Origin of the sequence: Kitasatospora sp. NPDC057936 (genome assembly GCF_042887525.1) — a bacterium.
Classification (GTDB): domain Bacteria; phylum Actinomycetota; class Actinomycetes; order Streptomycetales; family Streptomycetaceae; genus Kitasatospora.
Window position 1 is genome coordinate 1 of the sequence record NZ_JBHVPD010000015.1, and the last position, 20,693, is coordinate 20,693.

12 protein-coding genes and 1 pseudogene are annotated in these 20,693 nt (G+C 73.8%); 2 read left to right on the top strand and 11 right to left on the bottom strand.

Annotated features, from left to right (window positions below):
* Positions 1-96: pseudogene (locus tag ACFVU9_RS10725) on the top strand (ATP-binding protein); the annotation flags it as partial.
* Positions 97-156: 60 nt separating this feature from the next.
* On the opposite strand, the gene cimA reads toward ACFVU9_RS10725, so the two are convergent.
* The 4 genes from cimA to ACFVU9_RS10745 all read right to left on the bottom strand — a co-directional run bounded on the left by cimA (position 157) and on the right by ACFVU9_RS10745 (position 5,161).
* Positions 157-1,761, bottom strand: coding sequence for a citramalate synthase (gene cimA / locus ACFVU9_RS10730; protein ID WP_380441411.1), 1,605 nt, complete (start codon positions 1,759-1,761; stop codon positions 157-159).
* Positions 1,762-2,121: 360 nt separating this feature from the next.
* A complete protein-coding gene (locus ACFVU9_RS10735) occupies positions 2,122-3,234 on the bottom strand; it encodes a branched-chain amino acid aminotransferase (protein ID WP_380505835.1) in 1,113 nt (370 codons plus the stop codon).
* A gap of 259 nt (positions 3,235-3,493) precedes the next feature.
* Entirely contained in the window at positions 3,494-4,531 is a 1,038-nt protein-coding gene (locus ACFVU9_RS10740; RefSeq protein ID WP_380441407.1) for a 3-isopropylmalate dehydrogenase, read from the bottom strand.
* A gap of 9 nt (positions 4,532-4,540) precedes the next feature.
* Positions 4,541-5,161, bottom strand: coding sequence for a Uma2 family endonuclease (locus tag ACFVU9_RS10745; RefSeq protein ID WP_387592034.1), 621 nt, complete (start codon positions 5,159-5,161; stop codon positions 4,541-4,543).
* Positions 5,162-5,352: 191 nt separating this feature from the next.
* On the opposite strand from ACFVU9_RS10745, the gene ACFVU9_RS10750 reads away from it, so the two are divergent.
* Positions 5,353-7,785: a YfhO family protein gene (locus ACFVU9_RS10750; protein WP_387592037.1), complete on the top strand. Its 2,433-nt coding sequence runs from the start codon at positions 5,353-5,355 to the stop codon at positions 7,783-7,785.
* A gap of 60 nt (positions 7,786-7,845) precedes the next feature.
* On the opposite strand, the gene ACFVU9_RS10755 is transcribed toward ACFVU9_RS10750, so the two are convergent.
* The 7 genes from ACFVU9_RS10755 to ACFVU9_RS10785 form a co-directional block, all read right to left on the bottom strand.
* Positions 7,846-11,193 carry a S8 family serine peptidase gene (locus ACFVU9_RS10755; protein WP_387592040.1) on the bottom strand — a complete coding sequence of 1,116 codons (3,348 nt, stop codon included), beginning with the start codon at positions 11,191-11,193 and terminating at the stop codon, positions 7,846-7,848.
* Positions 11,194-11,419: 226 nt separating this feature from the next.
* Positions 11,420-11,581, bottom strand: coding sequence for a hypothetical protein (locus ACFVU9_RS10760; protein WP_380441399.1), 162 nt, complete (start codon positions 11,579-11,581; stop codon positions 11,420-11,422).
* Between the two features lie 289 nt (positions 11,582-11,870).
* The gene (gene serA, locus ACFVU9_RS10765; RefSeq protein ID WP_380441418.1) at positions 11,871-13,451 is read right to left on the bottom strand and encodes a phosphoglycerate dehydrogenase; all 1,581 of its coding nucleotides are present in this window, start codon (positions 13,449-13,451) and stop codon (positions 11,871-11,873) included.
* 248 nt (positions 13,452-13,699) lie between these two features.
* Positions 13,700-14,698 (bottom strand): ketol-acid reductoisomerase, encoded by a 999-nt coding sequence (gene ilvC / locus ACFVU9_RS10770; protein WP_030243908.1) that lies wholly within the window; start codon positions 14,696-14,698, stop codon positions 13,700-13,702.
* Between the two features lie 102 nt (positions 14,699-14,800).
* A complete protein-coding gene (gene ilvN, locus ACFVU9_RS10775) occupies positions 14,801-15,325 on the bottom strand; it encodes an acetolactate synthase small subunit (RefSeq protein WP_238951331.1) in 525 nt (174 codons plus the stop codon).
* 80 nt (positions 15,326-15,405) lie between these two features.
* Positions 15,406-17,262: an acetolactate synthase large subunit gene (locus ACFVU9_RS10780; protein ID WP_380499309.1), complete on the bottom strand. Its 1,857-nt coding sequence runs from the start codon at positions 17,260-17,262 to the stop codon at positions 15,406-15,408.
* 332 nt (positions 17,263-17,594) lie between these two features.
* Positions 17,595-20,537, bottom strand: a complete 2,943-nt coding sequence (locus ACFVU9_RS10785; RefSeq protein ID WP_387592143.1) for a putative bifunctional diguanylate cyclase/phosphodiesterase — start codon at positions 20,535-20,537, stop codon at positions 17,595-17,597.
* Between the last annotated feature and the right edge of the window lie 156 nt (positions 20,538-20,693).

The following is a 20,693-nucleotide window of genomic DNA, read 5'->3' on the forward strand; positions in this document are numbered from 1 at the left end:
ACCCCCGTCATCACCCTCGACGCCCGCCGCCGCGACAGCGCCAAGAGCGCCCTCATCACCCTCGTCGAACACGCCCTCCTCGCCCGACTCCGCTAACCGACGCGCCCGTGGCCCGCGGATCGAACCTCCGCGGGCCACGGGCGGGTTGACGGCTCGTCACTCGGTGGGCTCCACGCCCGCCCGGATCAGGCCGTAGGTGTACGCGTCCTCCAGCGCCAGCCAGGAGGCGGCGACGACGTTGTCGGCCACGCCGACGGTGGACCACGTCGACGTGCCGTCGGTGGACTCGATCAGCACCCGGGTCTTGGAACCGGTGCCGTGCTGGCCCTCCAGGATGCGGACCTTGTAGTCGACCAGTTCCAGCTTGGCCAGCTGCGGGTGGATGCCTTCGAGCGCCGTGCGCAGGGCCTTGTCCAGCGCGTCGACCGGGCCGTTGCCCTCGCCGGTGGCGATCCGGCGCACGCCCTTGGCCCACAGCTTGACCGTCGCCTCGTTGCCCGTGAAGCCGTTCGGGCCCTGCTCGCTGATGGTCCGCCAGGACTCCAGCGTGTAGAAGCGCTCCCGGCTGCCGCGCACCTCGTCGCGCAGCAGCAGTTCGAATGAGGCGTCCGCGGACTCGTACGTGTAGCCGAGGTTCTCCTGCTCCTTGACCCTGGCGACCACCCGGCCGGCCAGGTCTCGGTCGGTGGAGAGGTCGTAGCCGAGCTCCTTGCCCTTCAGCTCGACCGAGGCCCGGCCGGCCATGTCGGAGACCAGCATCCGCATGGTGTTGCCGACCAGCTCGGGGTCGATGTGCTGGTACAGGTCCGGGTCCACCTTGATCGCGGAGGCGTGCAGCCCGGCCTTGTGCGCGAAGGCGGAGTAGCCGACGTACGGCTGGTGGGTGGCGGGGGTCAGGTTCACCAGCTCGGCGATGGCGTGCGAGATCCGGGTCATCTCGGCGAGCCGACCCGCGGGCAGCACCCGGCGGTCGTACTTGATCTCCAGCGCGCCCACCACCGGGAACAGGTTGGCGTTGCCGACCCGCTCGCCGTAGCCGTTCGCGGTGCACTGCACGTGGGTGGCGCCGGCGTCCACCGCGGCCAGGGTGTTGGCGACGGCGCAGCCGGTGTCGTCCTGGGCGTGGATGCCGATCCGGGCACCGGTCGAGGCGATCACGTCGGCGACGATGTCGCGCACGCCGGCCGGCAGCATGCCGCCGTTGGTGTCGCACAGCACGACCACGTCGGCCCCGGCGCGGTGCGCGGTGCGGACGACGTCGAGCGCGTAGTCGCGGTTGGCCCGGTAGCCGTCGAAGAAGTGCTCGCAGTCGATGAACACCCGGCGGTCCGCGGCCCGCAGGAACTCGACGCTGTCCCGGATCATCTCCAGGTTCTCGTCCAGGGTGGTGCGCAGGGCCAGTTCGACGTGCCGGTCGTGCGCCTTCGCGACCAGGGTGACGACGGGGGCGCCGGAGGTGACGAGCGCCGCCAGCTGCGGGTCGTCGGCGGCCCGGCCGCCCGCCCGGCGGGTGGCGCCGAAGGCGACCAGTTGCGCGTGTTCGAGCGTGAGCTCGGCGGCGGCGCGGGCGAAGAACTCCGTGTCGCGCGGGTTGGCCCCGGGCCAGCCGCCCTCGATGAACCCCACCCCGAAGTCGTCCAGGTGCCGGGCAATGGCCAGCTTGTCGGCCACCGTGAGGTTGATGCCCTCCCGCTGCGCGCCGTCGCGCAGGGTGGTGTCGAACACGTGGAAGCTGTCGTCGGTACGGGTGACCTCGGTCATGACCCCTGGTTCTCCGTTCGGGGAGGTTTCGTACTGCTCTGCCGGTTCGTCGTCCCGGCTCCACTGTCCAGCATCCCGCGCGCGGCCCCGGTGTCCCCGAGCCCTTCGTGGGGGCTCTCGGCCGGTCCGGGAAACAAAAAGACCCCTCGCGGGTGCGAGAGGTCTGCGCGCGGGTCTGGACGCTGGTGGTCGCTCCGCATCGGGTCGTGCGGGAGCGGTCACTGCGGACCGGCGCGCCTGCTGCTAATAATCAGCGACAGCGAGGACACGCTGGCAGTCTGGCACACCCTCCGCGGTCCGGCCCGCACGTCTCGCGATGCGAAACGGTGCGGGCCGGAGGCGGTGGGGCGGGAGCGGAGATCAGACGATCTTGTGCAGCCAGCCGTGGGTGTCGGGGCTCTGGCCGCCCTGGATGGCGAGCAGGGCCTTGCGCAGCTCCATGGTGACCGGGCCGGGCTCGCCGGTGCCGACCGTCCAGTCGGCGGCGGCGGACTTGACCGAGCCGACCGGGGTGATGACGGCGGCGGTGCCGCACGCGAAGACCTCGGTGAGGGTGCCGTCGGCGTTGGCCTGCTGCCACTCGTCGGTGGAGATCTTCCGCTCCTCGACGGCGTAGCCGAGGTCGGCGGCCAGGGTCAGCAGCGAGTCGCGGGTGATGCCGGGCAGCAGGGCGCCGGACAGCTCCGGCGTGACGATCTTCGCGTCCTCGCCCTCGCCGAAGACGAAGTACAGGTTCATGCCGCCCATCTCCTCGACCCACCGGTGCTCGGCGGCGTCGAGCCAGACCACCTGGTCGCAGCCCTTCTCGGCGGCCTGGGCCTGGGCGACCAGCGACGCGGCGTAGTTGCCGGCGCACTTGGCGGCGCCGGTGCCGCCGGGGGCGGCCCGGACGTACTCCTTGGACAGCCAGACCGAGACCGGCTTGACGCCGCCCGGGAAGTACGCGCCGGCCGGGGAGGCGATGATCATGAACAGGTAGGAGTTCGCCGGGCGCACGCCCAGGCCGACCTCGGTGGCGAACATGAACGGCCGCAGGTACAAGCTCTGCTCGGGCTCGTTCGGCACCCAGGCCTGCTCCTGCTGGACCAGCAGCTCGACGGCCTCGACGAAGGTCTCGACCGGCAGCTCCGGCATGGCCAGGCGGCGGGCCGAGGCCTGGAAGCGGGCGGCGTTGGCCTCCGGGCGGAAGGTGGAGATCGAGCCGTCGGCCTGGCGGTAGGCCTTCAGGCCCTCGAAGATCGCCTGGCCGTAGTGCAGGGTCATGTTCGCCGGGTCGATCTCCAGCGGCGCGTACGGCGCCAGCTGGGCGTCGTGCCAGCCCCGGCCCTCGGTCCAGCGGACGGTGACCATGTGGTCGGTGAAGACGCGACCGAACCCGGGGTTGGTCAGCCGGGCCTCGCGCTCCGCGTCGGACAGCGGGTTGGCGGAGGGCTTGAGGTCGAACGTGATGGGCGCCTGGGTGGGCGTGCTCATGGCTGTGTGTCCTTCACCGTGGGGTTGGTTCGGGCCGCCACCGCCGGCTGAGCGTCGCTGCGGGCGGGTGAACGCCCGAACACACGCACAACGGCACGGCCCACTGTCGATACTCGCATCCAGAGGGCCGTGCCGAACAGTCGCCTGCCGCTTGGGAAGCTGCAAGCTGCGGTTATGTGGTCCGGCCCCGCGGCCGGATTCCCTTGTGGGGGTCGCGGCCCGTAATCGGCCGGAACTCCGCTGGTCGGATCCGGCCCCCTCAGCCGGATACTCGGGCGGCGAGCGCGTCGCCGACCTGGGAGGTGGTGCGGGTGCCGGAGCGCTCGGTCAGATCCGCGGCGACCGCGGCCTCGACCCGGGCGGCCTCGGCGGCCAGGCCCAGGTGGTCCAGCAGCATCGCGACCGACAGCACGGTGGCCGTCGGGTCGGCCTTGCCCTGGCCCGCGATGTCCGGCGCGGAGCCGTGCACCGGCTCGAACATCGACGGGAACTCCCCGCCCGGGTTGATGTTGCCGCTCGCGGCCAGGCCGATCCCGCCGGTCACGGCGGCGGCCAGGTCGGTCAGGATGTCGCCGAACAGGTTGTCGGTGACGATGACGTCGAAGCGCTCCGGCTGGGTGACGAAGAAGATGGTCGCCGCGTCGACGTGCAGGTAGTCGGTGGTGACCTCGGGGAACTCCGCGCCGACCTCGGCGAAGATCCGCGTCCACAGGTGGCCGGCGTGCACCAACACGTTGTTCTTGTGGACCAGGGTGAGCTTCTTGCGCGGCCGCGCCTGCGCCCGCCGGTAGGCGTCGCGCACCACGCGCTCGATGCCGAAGGCGGTGTTCAGGCTGACCTCGGTGGCCACCTCGTGCTCGGTGCCGGTGCGCAGCGAGCCGCCGTTGCCGACGTACGGGCCCTCGGTGCCCTCGCGGACGACCACGAAGTCGATCTCGGGCTGCCCCGCCAGCGGCGACGCGACGCCCGGGAACAGCCGGCCCGGCCGCAGGTTGATGTGGTGGTCGAAGGCGAACCGCAGCTTCAGCAGCAGCCCCCGCTCCAGCACGCCCGACGGGACGCTCGGGTCCCCGATGGCGCCGAGCAGGATCGCGTCGTGGCCCTTCAGCTCCGCGAGGACCTCGTCCGGCAGCGTCTCCCCGGTCCGGTGGTAGCGCCGGGCGCCGAGGTCGTACTCGGTGGTCTCCAGCTTCACCTCGGCGGGAAGCACGGCCCTGAGGACCTTGAGCCCTTCGGCCACGACTTCCTGGCCGATGCCGTCACCGGGAACAACTGCGAGACGAATCGTGCGAGACATGCTCGGACCCTACTCCGGTGTCCCAGGGGCTGACACCTCGCGTCCACGATCCGGACGCGTCAGGGTGAGGTCGAGAGGAAACGGCCGTCTCGTCACCAGGCGGTCGGGAAAAACCCCGGTCGGAACGTAGTCACTCGACGCCAGGTCCAACTCGTAGGTGTGGACGACCGGGCGGTCCTGCTCGTACTCGACCCGCCAGAAATACCGGATACCGGCGTTCGCGTACTTGCGCGGCTTGAGCTCACGATCGCGCTCCGCCGATTCCTCCTCAACCACTTCGACCACCAGCAGGACGTCCTGCGCGAGACAGAACGTCTGGTCGGGGCCAGTGTCCGCCCTGGCGTCCACCACCATCACGTCCGGCTCCGGTCGGTTCCGGGCGTCAAGCTTCAATCCCATCCGGCCCCAGATCTCCCAGCCCTCCGGCGCCTGGTCCTCCAGCTGCCGTTCCAAGGTGCTGATCGTCCTTGAGTGGAACATCGTCTGGCGCGACGAGAAGATCAGGCTTCCGAAGAGCAACTCCGTGTGTGGAGGGAGATTTTCGAGCCGATCAAGGTCGTCGGCGGTGTGGCCCGTGGCGGGAGGGCGAAGCCACTCCGGCATGTCATCGAGATCCATCTCCTTGTGCACGGGAAAACCTTGGCAGAACTGGCCCCGAGGCTGCTTCCACACCACCCGTTCGAAGGAGCGCGTACGCCCGGGAATGCGCTGGGGGCGCACTTACTGTGGCGGAGATCGGGATTCCTCGTAGAGCGGGGCGCAGCGTGCGGGCTGGGTGGCGGCGGGAGGGCGGGGTCTGTGCGGGGGCGGGCGGGCTCGCGATGGGTGGGTACGCGCTGGCCGCCGGGCTGCGCGGGGGCTGGCCGCCCGGGGCGGACGACCTCGCGGTGCCGTTCCACGCCCACCTGTGGGACCTCGTGCACGGGCGCGCCGCCGGGGACCTCCTGTTCAACTGGAACAGCGGGTACGGGGTGCCGTTCCTCGCCGACTTCTTCGCGTACCTGATGAACCCGTTCTCCTGGCCCGCCGCACTCCTCCCCCGCGACCAGGGGCACCTCGCGGTCCTCCTCGTCACCCTCGCGAGCATCGGCCTGGGCACCGCCCTGATGACGCACGTCCTCGGCCGGCTGCACCCGGGCCCGCGCCGGCTGCGCGCGCTCACCGCCGTCGGGTACGGGCTCTGCGCCTGGGTGCTGGCCGTCGGCGGGGCGGCGCCGCACTGGCTGTGGGGCCTGGTCTCACTGCCGCTGCTGTGCCTGGCCGGCGACTGGTGCCTGCACGAGCGCCACTGGGTGCTCGGCTCGCTGTGCGTCGCGCTCGCCTGGGCCGGCAACCTCTACACCGCCGCGATGGCCACCATCACCGCCGGACTCGTGCTCGCCGTGCGGCTGCTGGCGACCCCCCGGCCGTTCCGCCACCGCGTCCGCACGACCGGCCGGGCCGTCACGATGGCCGTCGCCGGGGTCCTGCTCGCCTCCCCCGTCCTGTTCGTCGCCGTCCGGGCCGCCCGCGCCGCCCAGCCGGAGTCGCCCGTGGAGCCGCTCGGCCCGGACGGCTTCGGCGGGCACCTCGCGCAGCTGCTGCCCGGCACGCACGGCGGCGCCCCGCTGCCGGACGTCGCCATCGGCCTGTTCGGGCTGCTGCTGGTGTGCGGGCTGCCGTTCAACCGGCGGGTGCGGGTGCGCGAGCGGGCGGTGTGGTGCGGCGCGCTGGCGCTGGTGGTGCTGAGCTTCGTCTGGACGCCGACGGTGCTGGTCTGGCACGGCCTGGCGATCCCGGCCGGCGGGCCGTACCGGGTGGCGTTCGCGCTGAGCGGGCTGCTGGTGCTGGCCGCCTGGGTGTCGCTGGCGCACCGGCCGGACCTGCCCGCGCTGCTCGGCGGGGCCGCCGTGATCGCGGTGATCGCCGGACTGGCGGCGGGCCGGCACTCCGTGCGGACGTCCACCTGGCTGCTGCTGGCGGTCGGCGGGGCGGTGCTGCTCACCGCGCTGTGGGCGTCGGAGCGGTGGCACGCCGACCGGCGGGCCGGCGCCGCCCTCACCTGGGTGCTGGGCGGCGCGGTGCTCGGCAACGCCGTCTGGTCCGGCTACGCGGCGCTGGCCCCCGGCCCGGAGGGGACGGCCTCCGGCACGGCGGTGCGGGCCGCCCACGCGGCGGTGCGCCGGGCCGCGGACTGGCCCGCCGGGCGCAGCGACCCGGGCCCGCACGCCTTCACCCCCAACGACCCGCTGCTCCTCGACGGCCAGGGCGGCGGCTACTTCAGCGGCTACCTGCCGACCGTCGCTGCCCTGCTCCTGCACGACCTCGGCGCGGGCTGGACGGCGGGCGGGCGGAGCACCGGCAGCGTCACCGACCCGGTCGGGCAGGCGCTGTTCGCCGTCCGCGCCCACCTGGACGACGGCCCCCCGCCGGACGGCTTCGCCCCCGGCCGGGCCGCCGCGCCGCCGCTGGTCACCGTGCTGCCGGCGGGCCACCGGGTGGACACCACCTCGGTGTGGTCGCGGCAGGAGTCGCTGCTCGGCGGCCCGGTGTACGACGCTCCGGTGCCCGTCCCGGCGGGCGGCCCGGCGCCGACGCCGCACGGCAGCAGCGGCTGGTCGCTGCCGGGCGGGGGCGCGGCGACGGAGTTCACGGCGGCGTGCACGCCCGGCGGGACGGCGTTCTTCCACGGCGTCTGGTACCGGGGCACGGTCAGCGGCCTCGGCACCACCTACCGCAGCGAGGGCGACCAGCCGACCACCGCCGTCCCGGTCCACCGGCTGGGGCCGGTCCCGGCCGACGGGCTGGTCCGGGTGGCGCTGCGGTCCGACGGGGTGAGCCAGGTCCCGGCCCGCCCGATCGGCTGCCTGCGGCCGGGCGCCCTGGAGGCGGCCGTGGCCCGGCTGACGGCGACCGGCGCGACCCGGGTGACGGCCGGCGGCCACGCGCTCACCGCCGTCCTCCCGGCCGGCTCGACGGGCACGGCGCTGGTGTCCGTCCCGGCCACCGAGGGGTGGACCTGCGCGGCCGGCGGCGGCCGGCCCGCGGAGCCCACACCGGTCCTGGGCATGATCGGCGTCCCGCTGGGGGCGGGGGCGGACCGCGTCACGTGCGCGTTCCGGCCGCCCGGCCTCACCGAGGGCCTGGTCGTCACGTCCGCGACCACGGCGGCCCTCGCCCTGGTCGCCGTCTTCACCCGCGTCTCCCGCCGCCGCCCGCCGCACACCCCGCGCCGCGTCCGCCGCCGGGAGGCCCGCGCGGCACAGGCCGGCTGACGGCACGCGGAGGGGCGGCCCGCGCGTGTCGTGCGGGCCGCCCCTCCTTCCGTCCGGGGGTCAGGGAAGCACGACCACCTCCGCCCGCCGGGCGCCCGGGTTGAAGTGGTGGAGCAGCAGGACCGAGGACGTGTCGCCCGCCGCCCGGTGGACGTCGAGGACGGTGCCGGGCCGCGCCGGGGCCGCGATGGCGGCCGGTCCCGCGATCCCGGCCCGGACCGTGACGGCCGGGTGGAGCACGTCGACCGCGACGGTCGGCCGCACGCCCCGCAGGCCGATCGACCCGAAGGCGTCGGCCGGGTCCGGCTTGCCCTGGACGGCCGGGCCGGTCCACACGCCGTACCGCACCACGCTGTGGCCCTCCTTGACCCCCGGGAGGGCCGCGATCCGCACCGGCAGGACCAGCACCTCGCTGTCCAGCAGGGCGGTGTCGACGTCGCCCCAGCGGGCGTTGAGCGGCTGGACGTCCAACTCGGCGCCGGTGCGGGCGTCGAGCGCGCGGGCGACCAGCACGTCGCTGCCGCGCTCCCGGTCGGCCTTCACGATCACGTCGGCGACGCCGTCCCCGTCGGTGTCCAGCGAGACCCGGACCCCGTAGAGGCCGACGGGCGTCGTGGCGGGAGCCCAGAGCCGGGCACCGAAGTAGAGCGTCCCGGAGTCCGCGGCGGCGCCGACGGCCCGCAGGTTCGCCGCCCGGTCACCGGGGTGTTCGACGCACACGTCCTCCGGCGCCGGCGCGTCCCCGCCCGACTTCTCGGGCACGATGCCCGAGCCGGGCCGCAGCCCGGCGCCGCCGCCGGGCGGGCAGTCGGCCCAGCGGGCGCCCTCGCCGCCGAGGGCGAAGGCGCTGACGAGTCCCGGCCGGTCCCCGGGGGCGCTGCTCCCGCCGAGCACCAGCAGGGTGCCGTCCCGGGCGGTGCGCACCGGGGCGGAGGCGCTGAGGCCGGTGGCGGGCCGCGGGGCCGCGAACACCGGGACCCGCAGCTCGGGCAGGGCCGGGTCGGTGACGGGGCTGAGCAGGACGCGTCCGGAGAGCTCGCCCCGGTAGGAGCGCGCCTTGCCGCCCTGGACGGCGTCGAGGGTCGGGTCCGGCGCGCGTCCCAGCTCTCCGGGGACGCTGAGCGTCACCCGGACGTGCGCGGTGCCGCCCGCCGGGACGTCGACCTGCTCCGGCGCCACCTCGTAGTGGGCGCCGGGCAGTTCGGTGGCCGCCGCGTACCCGGTGCGGTAGCTCAGCGGCGCCGCCGAGTGGTTGCGCACCTCGATCTCGCGCCGCAGCGCCGTCGGGCCGCCGACCTCGACCGGCCCGAAGGAGACGCCGACGGAGCCCTCGACCGCGCCGTCCCCGGAGGCGTAGGCGACGGCCGGGGTGCGCACGGCCCGGTCGACCGCGGCCCGGCCGGCGCCGGTGCGCTCGGGGCCGTAGACCGGGCTGCCGCGGTCCGCGTCGAGGCGGGTGTCGACGGAGGTGTTCATCAGCGCCGCCTTGACCTCCTCGACCGGCCAGTCCGGGTGGGCGGCGCGGACGAGGGCGGCGAGCCCGGCCACGTGCGGTGTGGCCATCGAGGTGCCGTCCTCGCGCTGGCCGCCGCTGCCGCTGCCGGCGAGCGCGGACCAGATGCTCTCGCCGGGGGCCGCGAGGTCGGGCTTGACGACACCGGGCAGGCCGATGCCGCGCGAGGTGAAGTCGGTGAGGGTGTCGGCCCGTTCGGGCTGGAGCTGGGAGACCGAGCCGTGCAGCGAGTTGCCGGGGGCGGCCAGCCGGACCTCGGCCCCGCCGGCCGCGGCGGCCCGGCGGAGCCGCTCGCCGTCGGCGCGGGCCAGCAGGGCGACGGGGATGCGGTCGTTGCCGGCGATCTCGGGCAGGTGGTCGCTGTCGGCGGCGTAGAGGGCGCCGATCGCGCCCGCGTCGGCGGCGTGGTCGGCGCGCGGGCCGGAGTTGCAGGCCCGCTCGGACTCGCGGGTGGCCCAGGCCAGCACCGCGACCTTGCCCGCGAGCCGCTGCCGGTCGGCCGCGCTGAACGCGGTACAGCCGTCCGACTGGTCGGCGGGCAGGGCGAGTCGGCCGTGCACGTCGGCGGTGGACCAGCCCTGGTAGCGCTCGCTCCAGTGGGCGGGGACGGCGCCGGCGAGGTCGGCCGGGGCGAGCACGGTGATGCCGTCGGTGTCGGCGTGCCCGTGCACGGAGGCGGCCACGGCGATGGCCCGGGCGGCGGTGCCGGGGCTGCCGCTGATGCCGTAGACGTCCCCCTCGTTGCCGGCGGCGGCGACCACGACGGTGCCGAGCGCGGCCAGGTGGTCGACGGCCACCGCGTCGGCGTCGTCGGGGCTGCCGAAGCGGCTGCCGAGCGAGAGGTTGACGACGTCGAGGCGGTCGCCGAGGTCGCCGTCGCCGTTGGGGTCGGCGGCGAGGTCGAGGGCCTGGGCGAGGCGGTCGGTGGAGCCCTCGCAGCCGAACACCCGGATCGCGTACAGCTGGGCGCCGGGGGCCGCGCCGGGGCCGATCCTGAAGCCGGCCGGGTCGAGGCCGGCCCGGTAGGGCCCGGTGTAGGTGCGGCCGTCGGCGGTGACGCCGAGACCGGCCGCGGTGCCGGCGACGTGGGTGCCGTGGCCGTTGCGGTCGCAGTCGATGGGGTTGTCGCTGGGGTGCGGCACCGGCTGGTGGTGCGGGGAGGACGGGTCCGGGTCGTAGTCGTCGCCGACCAGGTCCTTGCCGCCGATCACCTTGGCGGTGGGGAACAGCGCGGCCGGGGCGGGCTTGCCGCGCTCGACCGACCGGTAGGCGGCCTCGGTGCCGGGGCCGCCGAAGTCCGCGTGGGTGTAGTCGATCCCGCTGTCGATGACGCCGATCCGCACGCCCTTGCCGGTGTTGCCGTCGCTCCCGGTCCCGCTCGCGGCGGCCTCCCACACCTGTGGGGCGCCGGTCAGCGGAACGGAGTACGCGTTGTCACGCTGCTTGCGGACGATCGGGTGGACGGCCCGGACGCCGGGCAGCGCCCGCAGCGCGGCCAGCCGGTCGGCGGGCGCGGTGACCGCGAGGCCGGTGAGCAGGGTGCGGGTGCGGTACAGCTCGCGGGCGGCGGGCACGGCCCGGTGGACGGCCGCGGCGGCCCGGTCCAGCGCGTCGCCGGCCCTGGCCCGCTGGTCGGCGCCGGCCCGGGCGGCCGCCCGGTGGACCTCCTCGGGGGAGCGCCGGGCCCGCCGGGAGTCGTTGGCGGCGCGCCGCCAGGCGGGGCCGGCCGCCTCGGTGCCGAGTTCGAGCAGGACGGACGCCGCGCGGTCGGACCCGGGCGGGTCCGTCGGCGGACTGCCGCCGGCCGGCGCGGCGGCGAGCGCGGCCGGGCCGACCAGCAGGGTCAGGGTGACGCCGATCCGGGCGAGCGAACGGCGGACGGTTGGCAGACGCACGTGGGCCCTCTCCCCCGGCAAGGGGGACGGATCCGCACACCGAGGAGGTCGCTGACGCCCGCCCGCGCGGGCGTCGATCACCCTTCCGGGGGCCCCAAATTAGGATGATCGCGTCGGCCGGTGCGAGCACCGTCCCCCGGACGGAGGCAAGGTGCACTCTCCCGGGTGACCGTCCGTCAGCCCGTCCGGCCCAGTTGGCAGATGAACGCCCGGACGGCCCCGCCGGTCAGAGGTGGCCGGTCGCACCGCCGTTGTCGCGGCGGTCCAGCGAGCGCTGCAGCGCGGCGGCGGCGAAGGGGTTCCGCTCGGCGGACCGGCGGCGGCGCGGGGCGCGGACGGGGGTGGCGGCGGGGGCGGGAGAGGCGTGGCGGTCGGCGGTGGAAGGCATACCGGACTCCTTGGAAGCGGCGCGCAAAAGCACGACATGGTGAGGGGAGGGGTACGCGCAGAGGCAGGGGTCGCCTGCCCGTGAAGGCGCACGCACACACGGGCCGCGCGCCCTGGCTACAGGGGCGGCACACCGTATGGCTCTTCCACGGTACGACCCCGGCCCGGCCGTGTCTGCACGAATACTTGGATTTCCTAGTATCTGAGACGGGAGTCACCCGCACGCACGCAACCGGGCCCGGACCACCGTCGAAACGGAGGTCCGGGCCCGGTACGGAGCCTCGGGAGGGTCAGCCCAGGTCGACCGACCGCGCGAAGCGGGCGCCGATCTCGGCGGCGATCGCCGACAGCACGTCCTGCGGGATCTCGCTGTCCACGGTGAGGGACGCGAGCGCGCCGCCGCCGTCCCGGGCGACCTGCATGCCGGCGATGTTGATGCCGGCGTCGCCGAGGTGCTTGCCGAGGACGCCGACGACGCCCGGGCGGTCCTCGTACTTGAAGAAGGCCATGTGGTCGGTGAGCGCGACGTCCACGTCGAAGGCGTCCACGCCGACGATCTTCTGGGTCTGCTTCGGGCCGGCCAGCGTGCCGGAGATGGCGATCTCCTCGCCGTCGGCGAGCGTGCCGCGGACGGTGATGACGTTGCGGTGCTCGGGGCTCTCGCTGGAGGTGGTCAGGCGCACCTCGACACCGCGCTCCTGGGCGAACAGCGGGGCGTTGACGTAGGACACCGTCTCCGCCACGACGTCCTCGAACACGCCCTTCAGCGCGGACAGTTCGAGCACCTTGACGTCGTGCTGGGTGATCTCGCCGCGGACCTCGACGTCGAGCCGCACGGCGACCTCGCCGGCCAGCGCGGTGAAGATCCGGCCGAGCTTCTCCGCGAGCGGCAGGCCCGGGCGCACGTCCTCGGCGATCACGCCGCCCTGGACGTTGACGGCGTCCGGCACCAGCTCGCCGGCCAGCGCGAGGCGCACCGACCTGGCGACGGCGATGCCGGCCTTCTCCTGCGCCTCGTCGGTGGAGGCGCCGAGGTGCGGGGTGGCGACCACGTTGTCGAAGGCGAACAGCGGGGAGTCGGTGCACGGCTCCTTCGCGTACACGTCGAGGCCGGCGCCGGCCACCCGGCCGTCGCGCAGGGCGCTCGCGAGCGCCTCCTCGTCGACGATGCCGCCACGGGCGGCGTTGACGATGCGCACGGTGGGCTTGACCTTGTGCAGCGCCTCGTCGCCGATCAGGCCGATCGTCTCGGGGGTCTTCGGGAGGTGGACGGTGATGAAGTCCGAGACCTCCAGCAGCTCTTCGAGCGAGACCAGCTTGACGCCCATCTGCGCGGCGCGGGCGGCCTGGATGTAGGGGTCGTACGCGACGATCTTCATGCCGAACGCGGACATCCGCTGCGCGACCAGGACGCCGATCCGGCCGAGGCCGACGACGCCGAGGACCTTCTCGCTCAGCTCGACGCCGGTGTACTTGTTGCGCTTCCACTCGCCCTGCTTGAGCGCGGCGTTGGCCGGCGCGATGTTGCGGGCGACGGAGATCAGCAGGCCGCAGGCGAGCTCGGCGGCGGTGACGATGTTGGAGGTCGGCGCGTTGACGACCATCACGCCTGCCTTGGTGGCGGCGGCCACGTCCACGTTGTCGAGACCGACGCCGGCGCGGGCGACGACCTTCAGCCTGCGGGCGGCGGCCAGCGCCTCGGCGTCGACCTTGGTCGCCGAGCGGATCAGGATCGCGTCGACGTCGGCGATCGCGGTGAGCAGCTCGGTGCGGTCGGCACCGTTGCAGTGGCGGATCTCGAAGTCGGGGCCGAGGGCGTCGACGGTGGCGGGCGACAGCTCCTCGGCGATCAGTACGACGCCGGTTCTCACAGTGTTGTTAGCAGTGCTCACGACAGTGTGTCCTTAACTGTCCGGTTCCCCCGGGCACGGCGGTGGCGTGGAGGGCGGGGGAAGGTGGCATGCCGCGTAGGTAGACGCACGACGCTGTGGGCCTGACGCGCACTCGGAAGTGTATCGACGGGCGGAGTACGAGGCTGCTCCCGTCCGGCGAAATCACCCGGACGGGAGCAGCCTACTTGTACAAGGGAGTTGCGGAACGGGGCAGACCCCGGGCCGGGTCAGGCCTTCTCGTTGACCCAGCTCATCAGCGAGCGCAGCTTCTTGCCGGTGGTCTCCAGCAGGTGGTCCTCGTCGGCCTTCTTGTACTCGTTGTACTTGGGCAGACCGGCCTTGTACTCGGCGATCCAGGTGTTGGCGAAGGTGCCGTCCTGGATCTCGGCGAGGACCTTCTTCATCTCGGCCTTGGTGGCGTCGGTGATGATGCGCGGGCCGGTGACGTAGTCGCCCCACTCGGCGGTCTCGGAGACCGACCAGCGCATCTTCTCCAGGCCGCCCTCGTACATCAGGTCGACGATGAGCTTCAGCTCGTGCAGGCACTCGAAGTAGGCGATCTCCGGCTGGTAGCCGGCCTCGACCAGGGTCTCGAACCCGGCCTTCACCAGGGCGGCGGTGCCACCGCAGAGGACGGCCTGCTCACCGAACAGGTCGGTCTCGGTCTCCTCGGTGAAGGTGGTCTTGATGACGCCGGCCTTGGTGGCGCCGAGGCCCTTGGCGTAGGACAGCGCCAGGGCGAAGGCGTTGCCGGTCGCGTCCTGCTCGACCGCGACGATCGCGGGGACGCCGCGGCCCTCCTCGTACTGGCGGCGGACCAGGTGGCCCGGGCCCTTCGGGGCGACCATGCAGACGTCGACGTCCGCCGGGGGCTTGATGAAGCCGAAGCGGATGTTCAGGCCGTGGCCGAAGAACAGGGCGTCGCCGGCCTTCAGGTGCGGGGCGATGTCCGCCTCGTAGACGTCGGCCTGGATCGGGTCCGGCACCAGGATCATGATGACGTCGGCCTCGGCCGCGGCCTCGGCCGGGGTGACCACGCGCAGGCCGGCCTCCTCGGCCTTGGCACGGGACTTGGACTCGGGCTTGAGGCCGACGCGGACGTCGGCGCCGGAGTCGCGCAGGGACAGCGCGTGGGCGTGGCCCTGGCTCCCGTAGCCGATGACCGCGACCTTGCGGCCCTGGATGATGGACAGGTCGGCGTCGTCTTCGTAGAACAGCTCGGCCACGGGGGCACATCTCCTTGCGTGATGGGTGCCGGGTACGCGGTGCCTACCGTATTCGCACCCGGCGGGGTGTGGGGTCTTTGTTCAGCGTGTGAGAAACGCCGGTTACGCGCTGCGGTCCAGGGCGCGGAGCGAACGATCGGTGATCGAACGGGCACCGCGCCCGATGGCGACCAGGCCGGACTGGACCAGTTCCTTGATGCCGTACGGCTCCAGCATCCGGAGCATGGCCTCCAGCTTGTCCGAACTGCCGGTGGCCTCGATGGTCACCGCATCGGGCGACACGTCGACGGTCTTGGCACGGAACAGCTGGACGATCTCGACGATCTGCGACCGGGTCTCGTTGTCGGCGCGGACCTTCACCAGGACCAGTTCCCGCTGGATCGCAGCGGCCTGGTCGAGTTCGACGATCTTTATCACGTTCACGAGCTTGTTGAGCTGCTTGGTGACCTGTTCCAGCGGGAGGTCCTCGACGTTGACCACGATCGTCATCCGGGACACGTCCGGATGCTCGGTCGGGCCGACGGCGAGGGAGTCGATGTTGAAGCCCCGACGGGAGAACAGCGAGGCGATGCGGGCGAGCACGCCGGGCTTGTTCTCGACCAGGACGGAGAGGGTGTGCTTGGACATGTCGTTCCTCAGGCGCACGAGGGGGGTCCGGCGAAGCCGGTCCCGAGAAGGGTGGCGGTGGGCGACGGGAGGGCGGGGCGTCAGTCGAGGTCGTCGCCGAAGTCGGGGCGGATGCCCTTGGCGAACTGGATCTCGTCGTTGTTGGTTCCGGCCGCGACCATCGGCCAGACCATGGCGTCCTGGTGGACGATGAAGTCGATGACGACCGGGCGGTCGTCGATCGCCATCGCCTGCTCGATGACCGCATCCAGGTCCTCGGGGCGCTCGCAGCGCAGCCCGACGCAGCCCATCGCCTCGGACAGCTTGACGAAGTCGGGGATCCGGGTGCCGCCCTGCTCCGGCGGCTCGACGCCGTCGTGCCCGGGGCCGGCGTGCAGCACGGTGTTGGAGTAGCGCTGGTTGTAGAACAGCGTCTGCCACTGGCGGACCATGCCCAGCGAACCGTTGTTGATGACCGCGACCTTGATCGGGATGCCGTTCAGGGCGCAGGTGACCAGCTCCTGGTTGGTCATCTGGAAGCAGCCGTCGCCGTCGATCGCCCAGACCACGGCCTCCGGACGGCCCGCCTTGGCGCCCATCGCGGCCGGGACCGCGTAGCCCATGGTGCCCGCACCGCCCGAGTTCAGCCAGGTGGCCGGCTTCTCGAAGCGGATGAACTGCGAGCTCCACATCTGGTGCTGGCCGACGCCCGCGGCGTAGATGGCGTCCGGGCCGACGATCCGGCCAATCCGCTCGATGACCTGCTGCGGCGAGAGCTCCCCGGCGGGGGCGGGCTCGTAGCCCAGCGGGTAGGTCTTCTTCCACTCGTCGAGCTTCTGCCACCACTCGCTGTAGTCGCCCTTGTGGCCGGCGTCGAACTCGGCCTGGACGGCGACGATCAGGTCGGCCAGCACCTCGCGGGCGTCGCCGACGATCGGCACGTCGGCCGGGCGGTTCTTGCCGATCTCGGCCGGGTCGATGTCCGCGTGGACGACCTTGGCGTACGGGGCGAAGCCGTCCAGCTTGCCGGTGACGCGGTCGTCGAAGCGCGCACCGAGGGTGAACAGCAGGTCCGCCTTCTGCAGCGCGGTGACGGCCGGGACGCTGCCGTGCATGCCGGGCATGCCCAGGTGCTGCGGGTGGCTGTCGGGGAAGGCGCCGAGCGCCATCAGGGTGGTGACGACCGGGGCGCCGGTCAGCTCGGCCAGGATCCGCAGCTCGGCGGTGGCCTGCGCCTTGATCACGCCGCCGCCGACGTACAGCACCGGGCGCTTGGCGCCCACCAGCATCTTCGCGGCCTCGCGGATCTGCTTGGCGTGCGGCTTGGTGACCGGGCGGTAGCCGGGCAGCGAGGTCTCGACCGGCCAGCGGAAGGTCGTGGTGGCCTGGAGGGCGTCCTTGGCGATGTCGACCAGGACCGGGCCGGGGCGGCCGGTGGCGGCGATGTGGAACGCCTCGGCGATCACCCGGGGGATCTCGGCGGGGTCGGTGACCAGGTAGTTGTGCTTGGTGATCGGCATCGTGATGCCGCAGATGTCCGCCTCCTGGAAGGCGTCGGTGCCGATCGCCTTGGAGGCGACCTGGCCGGTGATCGCGACGATCGGGACGGAGTCCATGTAGGCGTCGGCGATCGGGGTGACGAGGTTGGTGGCGCCCGGACCCGAGGTGGCCATGCAGACCCCGACCTTGCCGGTGGCCTGGGCGTAGCCGGTGGCGGCGTGCCCGGCGCCCTGCTCGTGGCGCACCAGGATGTGACGCACCTTGGCCGAGTCCATCAGCGGGTCGTAGGCGGGCAGGATGGCCCCGCCCGGGATGCCGAACACGGTGTCCGCGCCCACGGCTTCGAGCGAGCGGATGAGCGACTGGGCGCCGGTCATGGTCTCGACGACGTGCTGGGGAGCGGGAGCGTGGGCGGCCGGGTTGTCCCCGCGGCGGGGGGATGCGGCGTGCTCGGTCATCTACCTGTCTCTTCTCGGGTTTTGCCGGCCCTGTGGTGCGGGCCCCAGGTGCTTCGAGGGTGGGGTCCCGGTTCGGGCCGATCGCCGGCTCTGCCTCAATCGTCCCGCTTTTCCCCGTTTCCGTGGGGTTCGCGGAGCAGTTGCGGCCAGGGGTCTTGCGTGGGTGGAACAGCGTCAGTGCAACAAAAAACCCCTCGTGCCAAGGGCATGCGAGGGGTGGCGCGTCGGTCTGTCACAAGCGGGGCGTGCGTGCCCGCTCAGCCGACGCGCCCGCCAAGTACGAGAATTCGGGTGCGCATGGCAACGACCTTCCTCCCGTTCGGGGGCGCGTGTCAAGCAGGTGGGACGGCCGTCTCGCCATGCGGACCGGCTCCCGGACCTGTCACGGCCCGGTGTTCGGGCAGGTCGGAGGCCCCGTGGTGATGTACGACACGCCCTCCCTGAGACTCCCCGCGGCCACTCGTCCGGGTGTCCGCGGCCAGGTACGCCCGGCGGGCCGAGAGCGAGCCGAGCGGTCTCGGGAGGGGGTATCCGCGGCGCACCAGGGCGCGGCGCAGCCGGGGCTCGTCGAGCGGCGGCGCGAAGGCCGATCCCTGGCCCTGGCGGCAGCCGAGCTCCTGCAGGGCGGCGATCTGCCGGGGCAGGTCCACCCCCTCGGCGCCGGTGAGCAGCCCGAGGTCGCGGCCGAGGCGCAGCGCGTGCCCGGCCAGGGTGCGGCTGAGCGCGGACTCGCCGAGGTCCTGCACGAGGGAGCGGTCCAGCTTGAGGCCGTCCAGCGGCAGCCGGGCGAGGGCGCCCAGCGAGCCGCTGCCGGCGCCGTAACCGGCCAGGACGGTGGCGACCCCGAGCCGGCGCAGTGCGGCCAGGCGGCGGCCGAGTTCGTCGGCGAGGGCGTCCGGGCCCATCCGGGCCACCTCGATCACCAGCTCGCCGGCCGGCAGCCGGTGGTCGCGCAGCGCAGCCGCGACGGTCTCGTACAGTCCGGGCGAGCACAGCCGCTCGGCGGAGAGGCGGACCGCGACGGGCACCGGCGCGGGGCCGGTGCGGTTGCGGGAGGGCAGGCCGCGCCGGGCGGCGGCCGCCGCCACCGCCTCGTGGATCAGCCAGCGGGAGAAGCGGGTGGCCGCGTCGCCGTGCTCGGCCGAGCGCAGGAACTCGGCGGGGGTGAGCAGCAGGCCCTTCGCCGAGCGCCAGCGGGCCTGCGCCTCGACGCCGGTCACGGCGCCGCTGCCGAGGTCGACCACGGGCTGGTGGAGCAGCGTGAAGCCGCCCTCGCGGACGGCGACCCGCAGCCGCTCGTCGAGTTCGGTGCGGCGCTCCAGGTCGGCCCGCATGGCGGGGCTGTAGAGCACCACCCGGCCCTTGCCCTCGGACTTGGCCCGGTACATCGCGAGGTCGGCGTTGCGCATCAGCTCGTCGGCGCCGGTGCGCGGGTCGGCGGCCGGGCCGCGCTCGGGGGTGCCGAAGGCGATGCCGATGCTGGCGGCGACCGCGAGCTCGGCGCCGCCGATCCAGTACGGCTCGGACAGCGCGACCCGCAGCCGGTCGGCGAGCTCCTGGACCTGGAGGCGGCCGAGCGGGCCGCACACCAGCGCGGCGAACTCGTCGCCGCCGAAGCGGGCGACGGTGTCCCCGCAGCGGACGGCGCCCTGCAGGCGGCGGGCGGCCTGCACCAGGAGCTCGTCGCCGACCTGGTGGCCGGCGCTGTCGTTGACCGCCTTGAAGCCGTCCAGGTCGAGGAAGAGCACGGCGATCCCGGCGCCCGGCTCGCCCCGGCCGCCCTGCCGGTCGCGGGTGCCGAGGGCGGCCCGCAGCCGCTGGGTGAACAGCGCCCGGTTGGGCAGGTCGGTGAGCGGGTCGTGGAAGGCGTTGTGCTGCAACTGGGCCTGGAGCATGACGCGTTCGGTGACGTCCCGGCTGTTGAGGATCAGCCCGTCGCGGTGCCGGCTGACGGTGGACTCGACGTGCAGCCACTCGCCGGCGCCGGAGCGGATCCGGCACTCGACCCGGGCGGAGGGTTCGGCGGTGCCCGGCGAGCGGTGCGCGGTGAGGCGGACCCGGGCGAGGTAGCGGCGCACCTCGCCGAGCACCCGGTCGACGTCCTCGGGGTGCACGAGGTCCAGCAGGTTGCCGCCGACCAGTTCCTCCGGGTCGCGCCCGTAGACGCCGAGCGCGGCCGGGGAGACGTACGAGAGGACGCCGTTGGCGCCGGCGATCATGATGACGTCGCTGGAGCCCTGCACCAGGGAGCGGAAGTGCGCCTCCTTGTGGGCGAGCTCCTGGGCGAGCGAGAGGTTGTCGAGCAGCATCACGCCCTGGCGCAGGATGAGCGCGAGGCCGACGGTGCAGGCGGCCGCGGCCACCACCCGGTCGAGCTGGCGCCCGCCGAGCGCGTTGTACAGGATCCCGGCGGTGCACACCGCGGCCGCGGCGTACGGGGTGAGCGCGCTGAACGTGGTGGCCACCCGGCGGCGCGGCAGGCCGCCGGCCGACGGGTGCTCGCGCAGCGGGCGGCGCCAGCGCGGCGACCACGGCGCCCAGGCCAGCAGCAGGCTGCCGGAGAACCAGCCGGCGTCGAGGAGCTCGCCGGAGTGGTAACTGCTGTGCAGCGCCGGGGAGGTGAACAGGGCGTCGCAGATGACGGTGACGGCGAGCGCCATCATCGCGGTGTGCACGGCGGCCCGGTTGCCGTCCCGGCCGCCGAAGCGCAGCCCGACCACCAGGCTGACCAGCAGGATGTCCAGCACCGGGTAGGCCAGCTTGAGGGCCAGGGTCAGCACCGAGCCGCCCTCGCCGGCGGCGATCCGGCCGAGCGCCAGGCTCCAGCTGAGGGTGAACAGCGAGCCCGCGATCAGCCAGCCGTCCAGCAGGAGGCAGAGCCAGCCGGCCGCGGAGCGCGGGCGCTGGGCGAGCACCAGGATGCCGGTGATGGAGAGCGGGGCGAACAGCAGGAAGGCGTACGCGGCGAGCGAGTCCTGGGGCAGGGCGGTGCGTTCGACGAGCTCGTACCAGCCCCAGGTGCCGTTGCCGAAGGCCACCGTGAGCGAGGAGAGGCCGAACAGCAGCCAGGCCGGGCGGGCGTGGCCGCCGACCGTGCAGCCGTAGACGAGGCAGGACAGCGCGGCCGCGAGGGCCGCCGCGGCGAGACCGAAATCACCCATGAAGACGGCGAGTTGGTGGGACCCCCAGCCGGTCGCGGCGCCGCACGCGTAGCTGAGGCACAGGGCGCCGAGGGCGAGGCCGGGCAGGGCGCGGCCCTCCCGCAGGCGGCGCATCGCGCCGCGTCTCGTGGTGGGCGCGTCGGCGGCCGGCGCGCCCGGCCGCTCGGCCGCGGGCAGCACCGTATCGGTGGAGCTCACTTGACCTCTCCCCCTCCGGCCCGGGACCCGGCGCCCCGGCCACGGGCCACCGGCCGCGCGCCGCTTCGCCGT

Excerpts from the sequence above, each read along its gene's own strand:
- cimA (WP_380441411.1), bottom strand. The coding sequence starts at position 1,761 with ATGACCGAGGTCACCCGTACCGACGACAGCTTCCACGTGTTCGACACC.
- ACFVU9_RS10735 (WP_380505835.1), bottom strand. The coding sequence starts at position 3,234 with ATGAGCACGCCCACCCAGGCGCCCATCACGTTCGACCTCAAGCCCTCC.
- ACFVU9_RS10740 (WP_380441407.1), bottom strand. The coding sequence starts at position 4,531 with ATGTCTCGCACGATTCGTCTCGCAGTTGTTCCCGGTGACGGCATCGGC.
- ACFVU9_RS10750 (WP_387592037.1), top strand. The coding sequence starts at position 5,353 with ATGGGTGGGTACGCGCTGGCCGCCGGGCTGCGCGGGGGCTGGCCGCCC.
- ACFVU9_RS10760 (WP_380441399.1), bottom strand. The coding sequence starts at position 11,581 with ATGCCTTCCACCGCCGACCGCCACGCCTCTCCCGCCCCCGCCGCCACC.
- ilvN (WP_238951331.1), bottom strand. The coding sequence starts at position 15,325 with ATGTCCAAGCACACCCTCTCCGTCCTGGTCGAGAACAAGCCCGGCGTG.
- ACFVU9_RS10780 (WP_380499309.1), bottom strand. The coding sequence starts at position 17,262 with ATGACCGAGCACGCCGCATCCCCCCGCCGCGGGGACAACCCGGCCGCC.
- ACFVU9_RS10785 (WP_387592143.1), bottom strand. The coding sequence starts at position 20,537 with ATGCGCCGCCTGCGGGAGGGCCGCGCCCTGCCCGGCCTCGCCCTCGGC.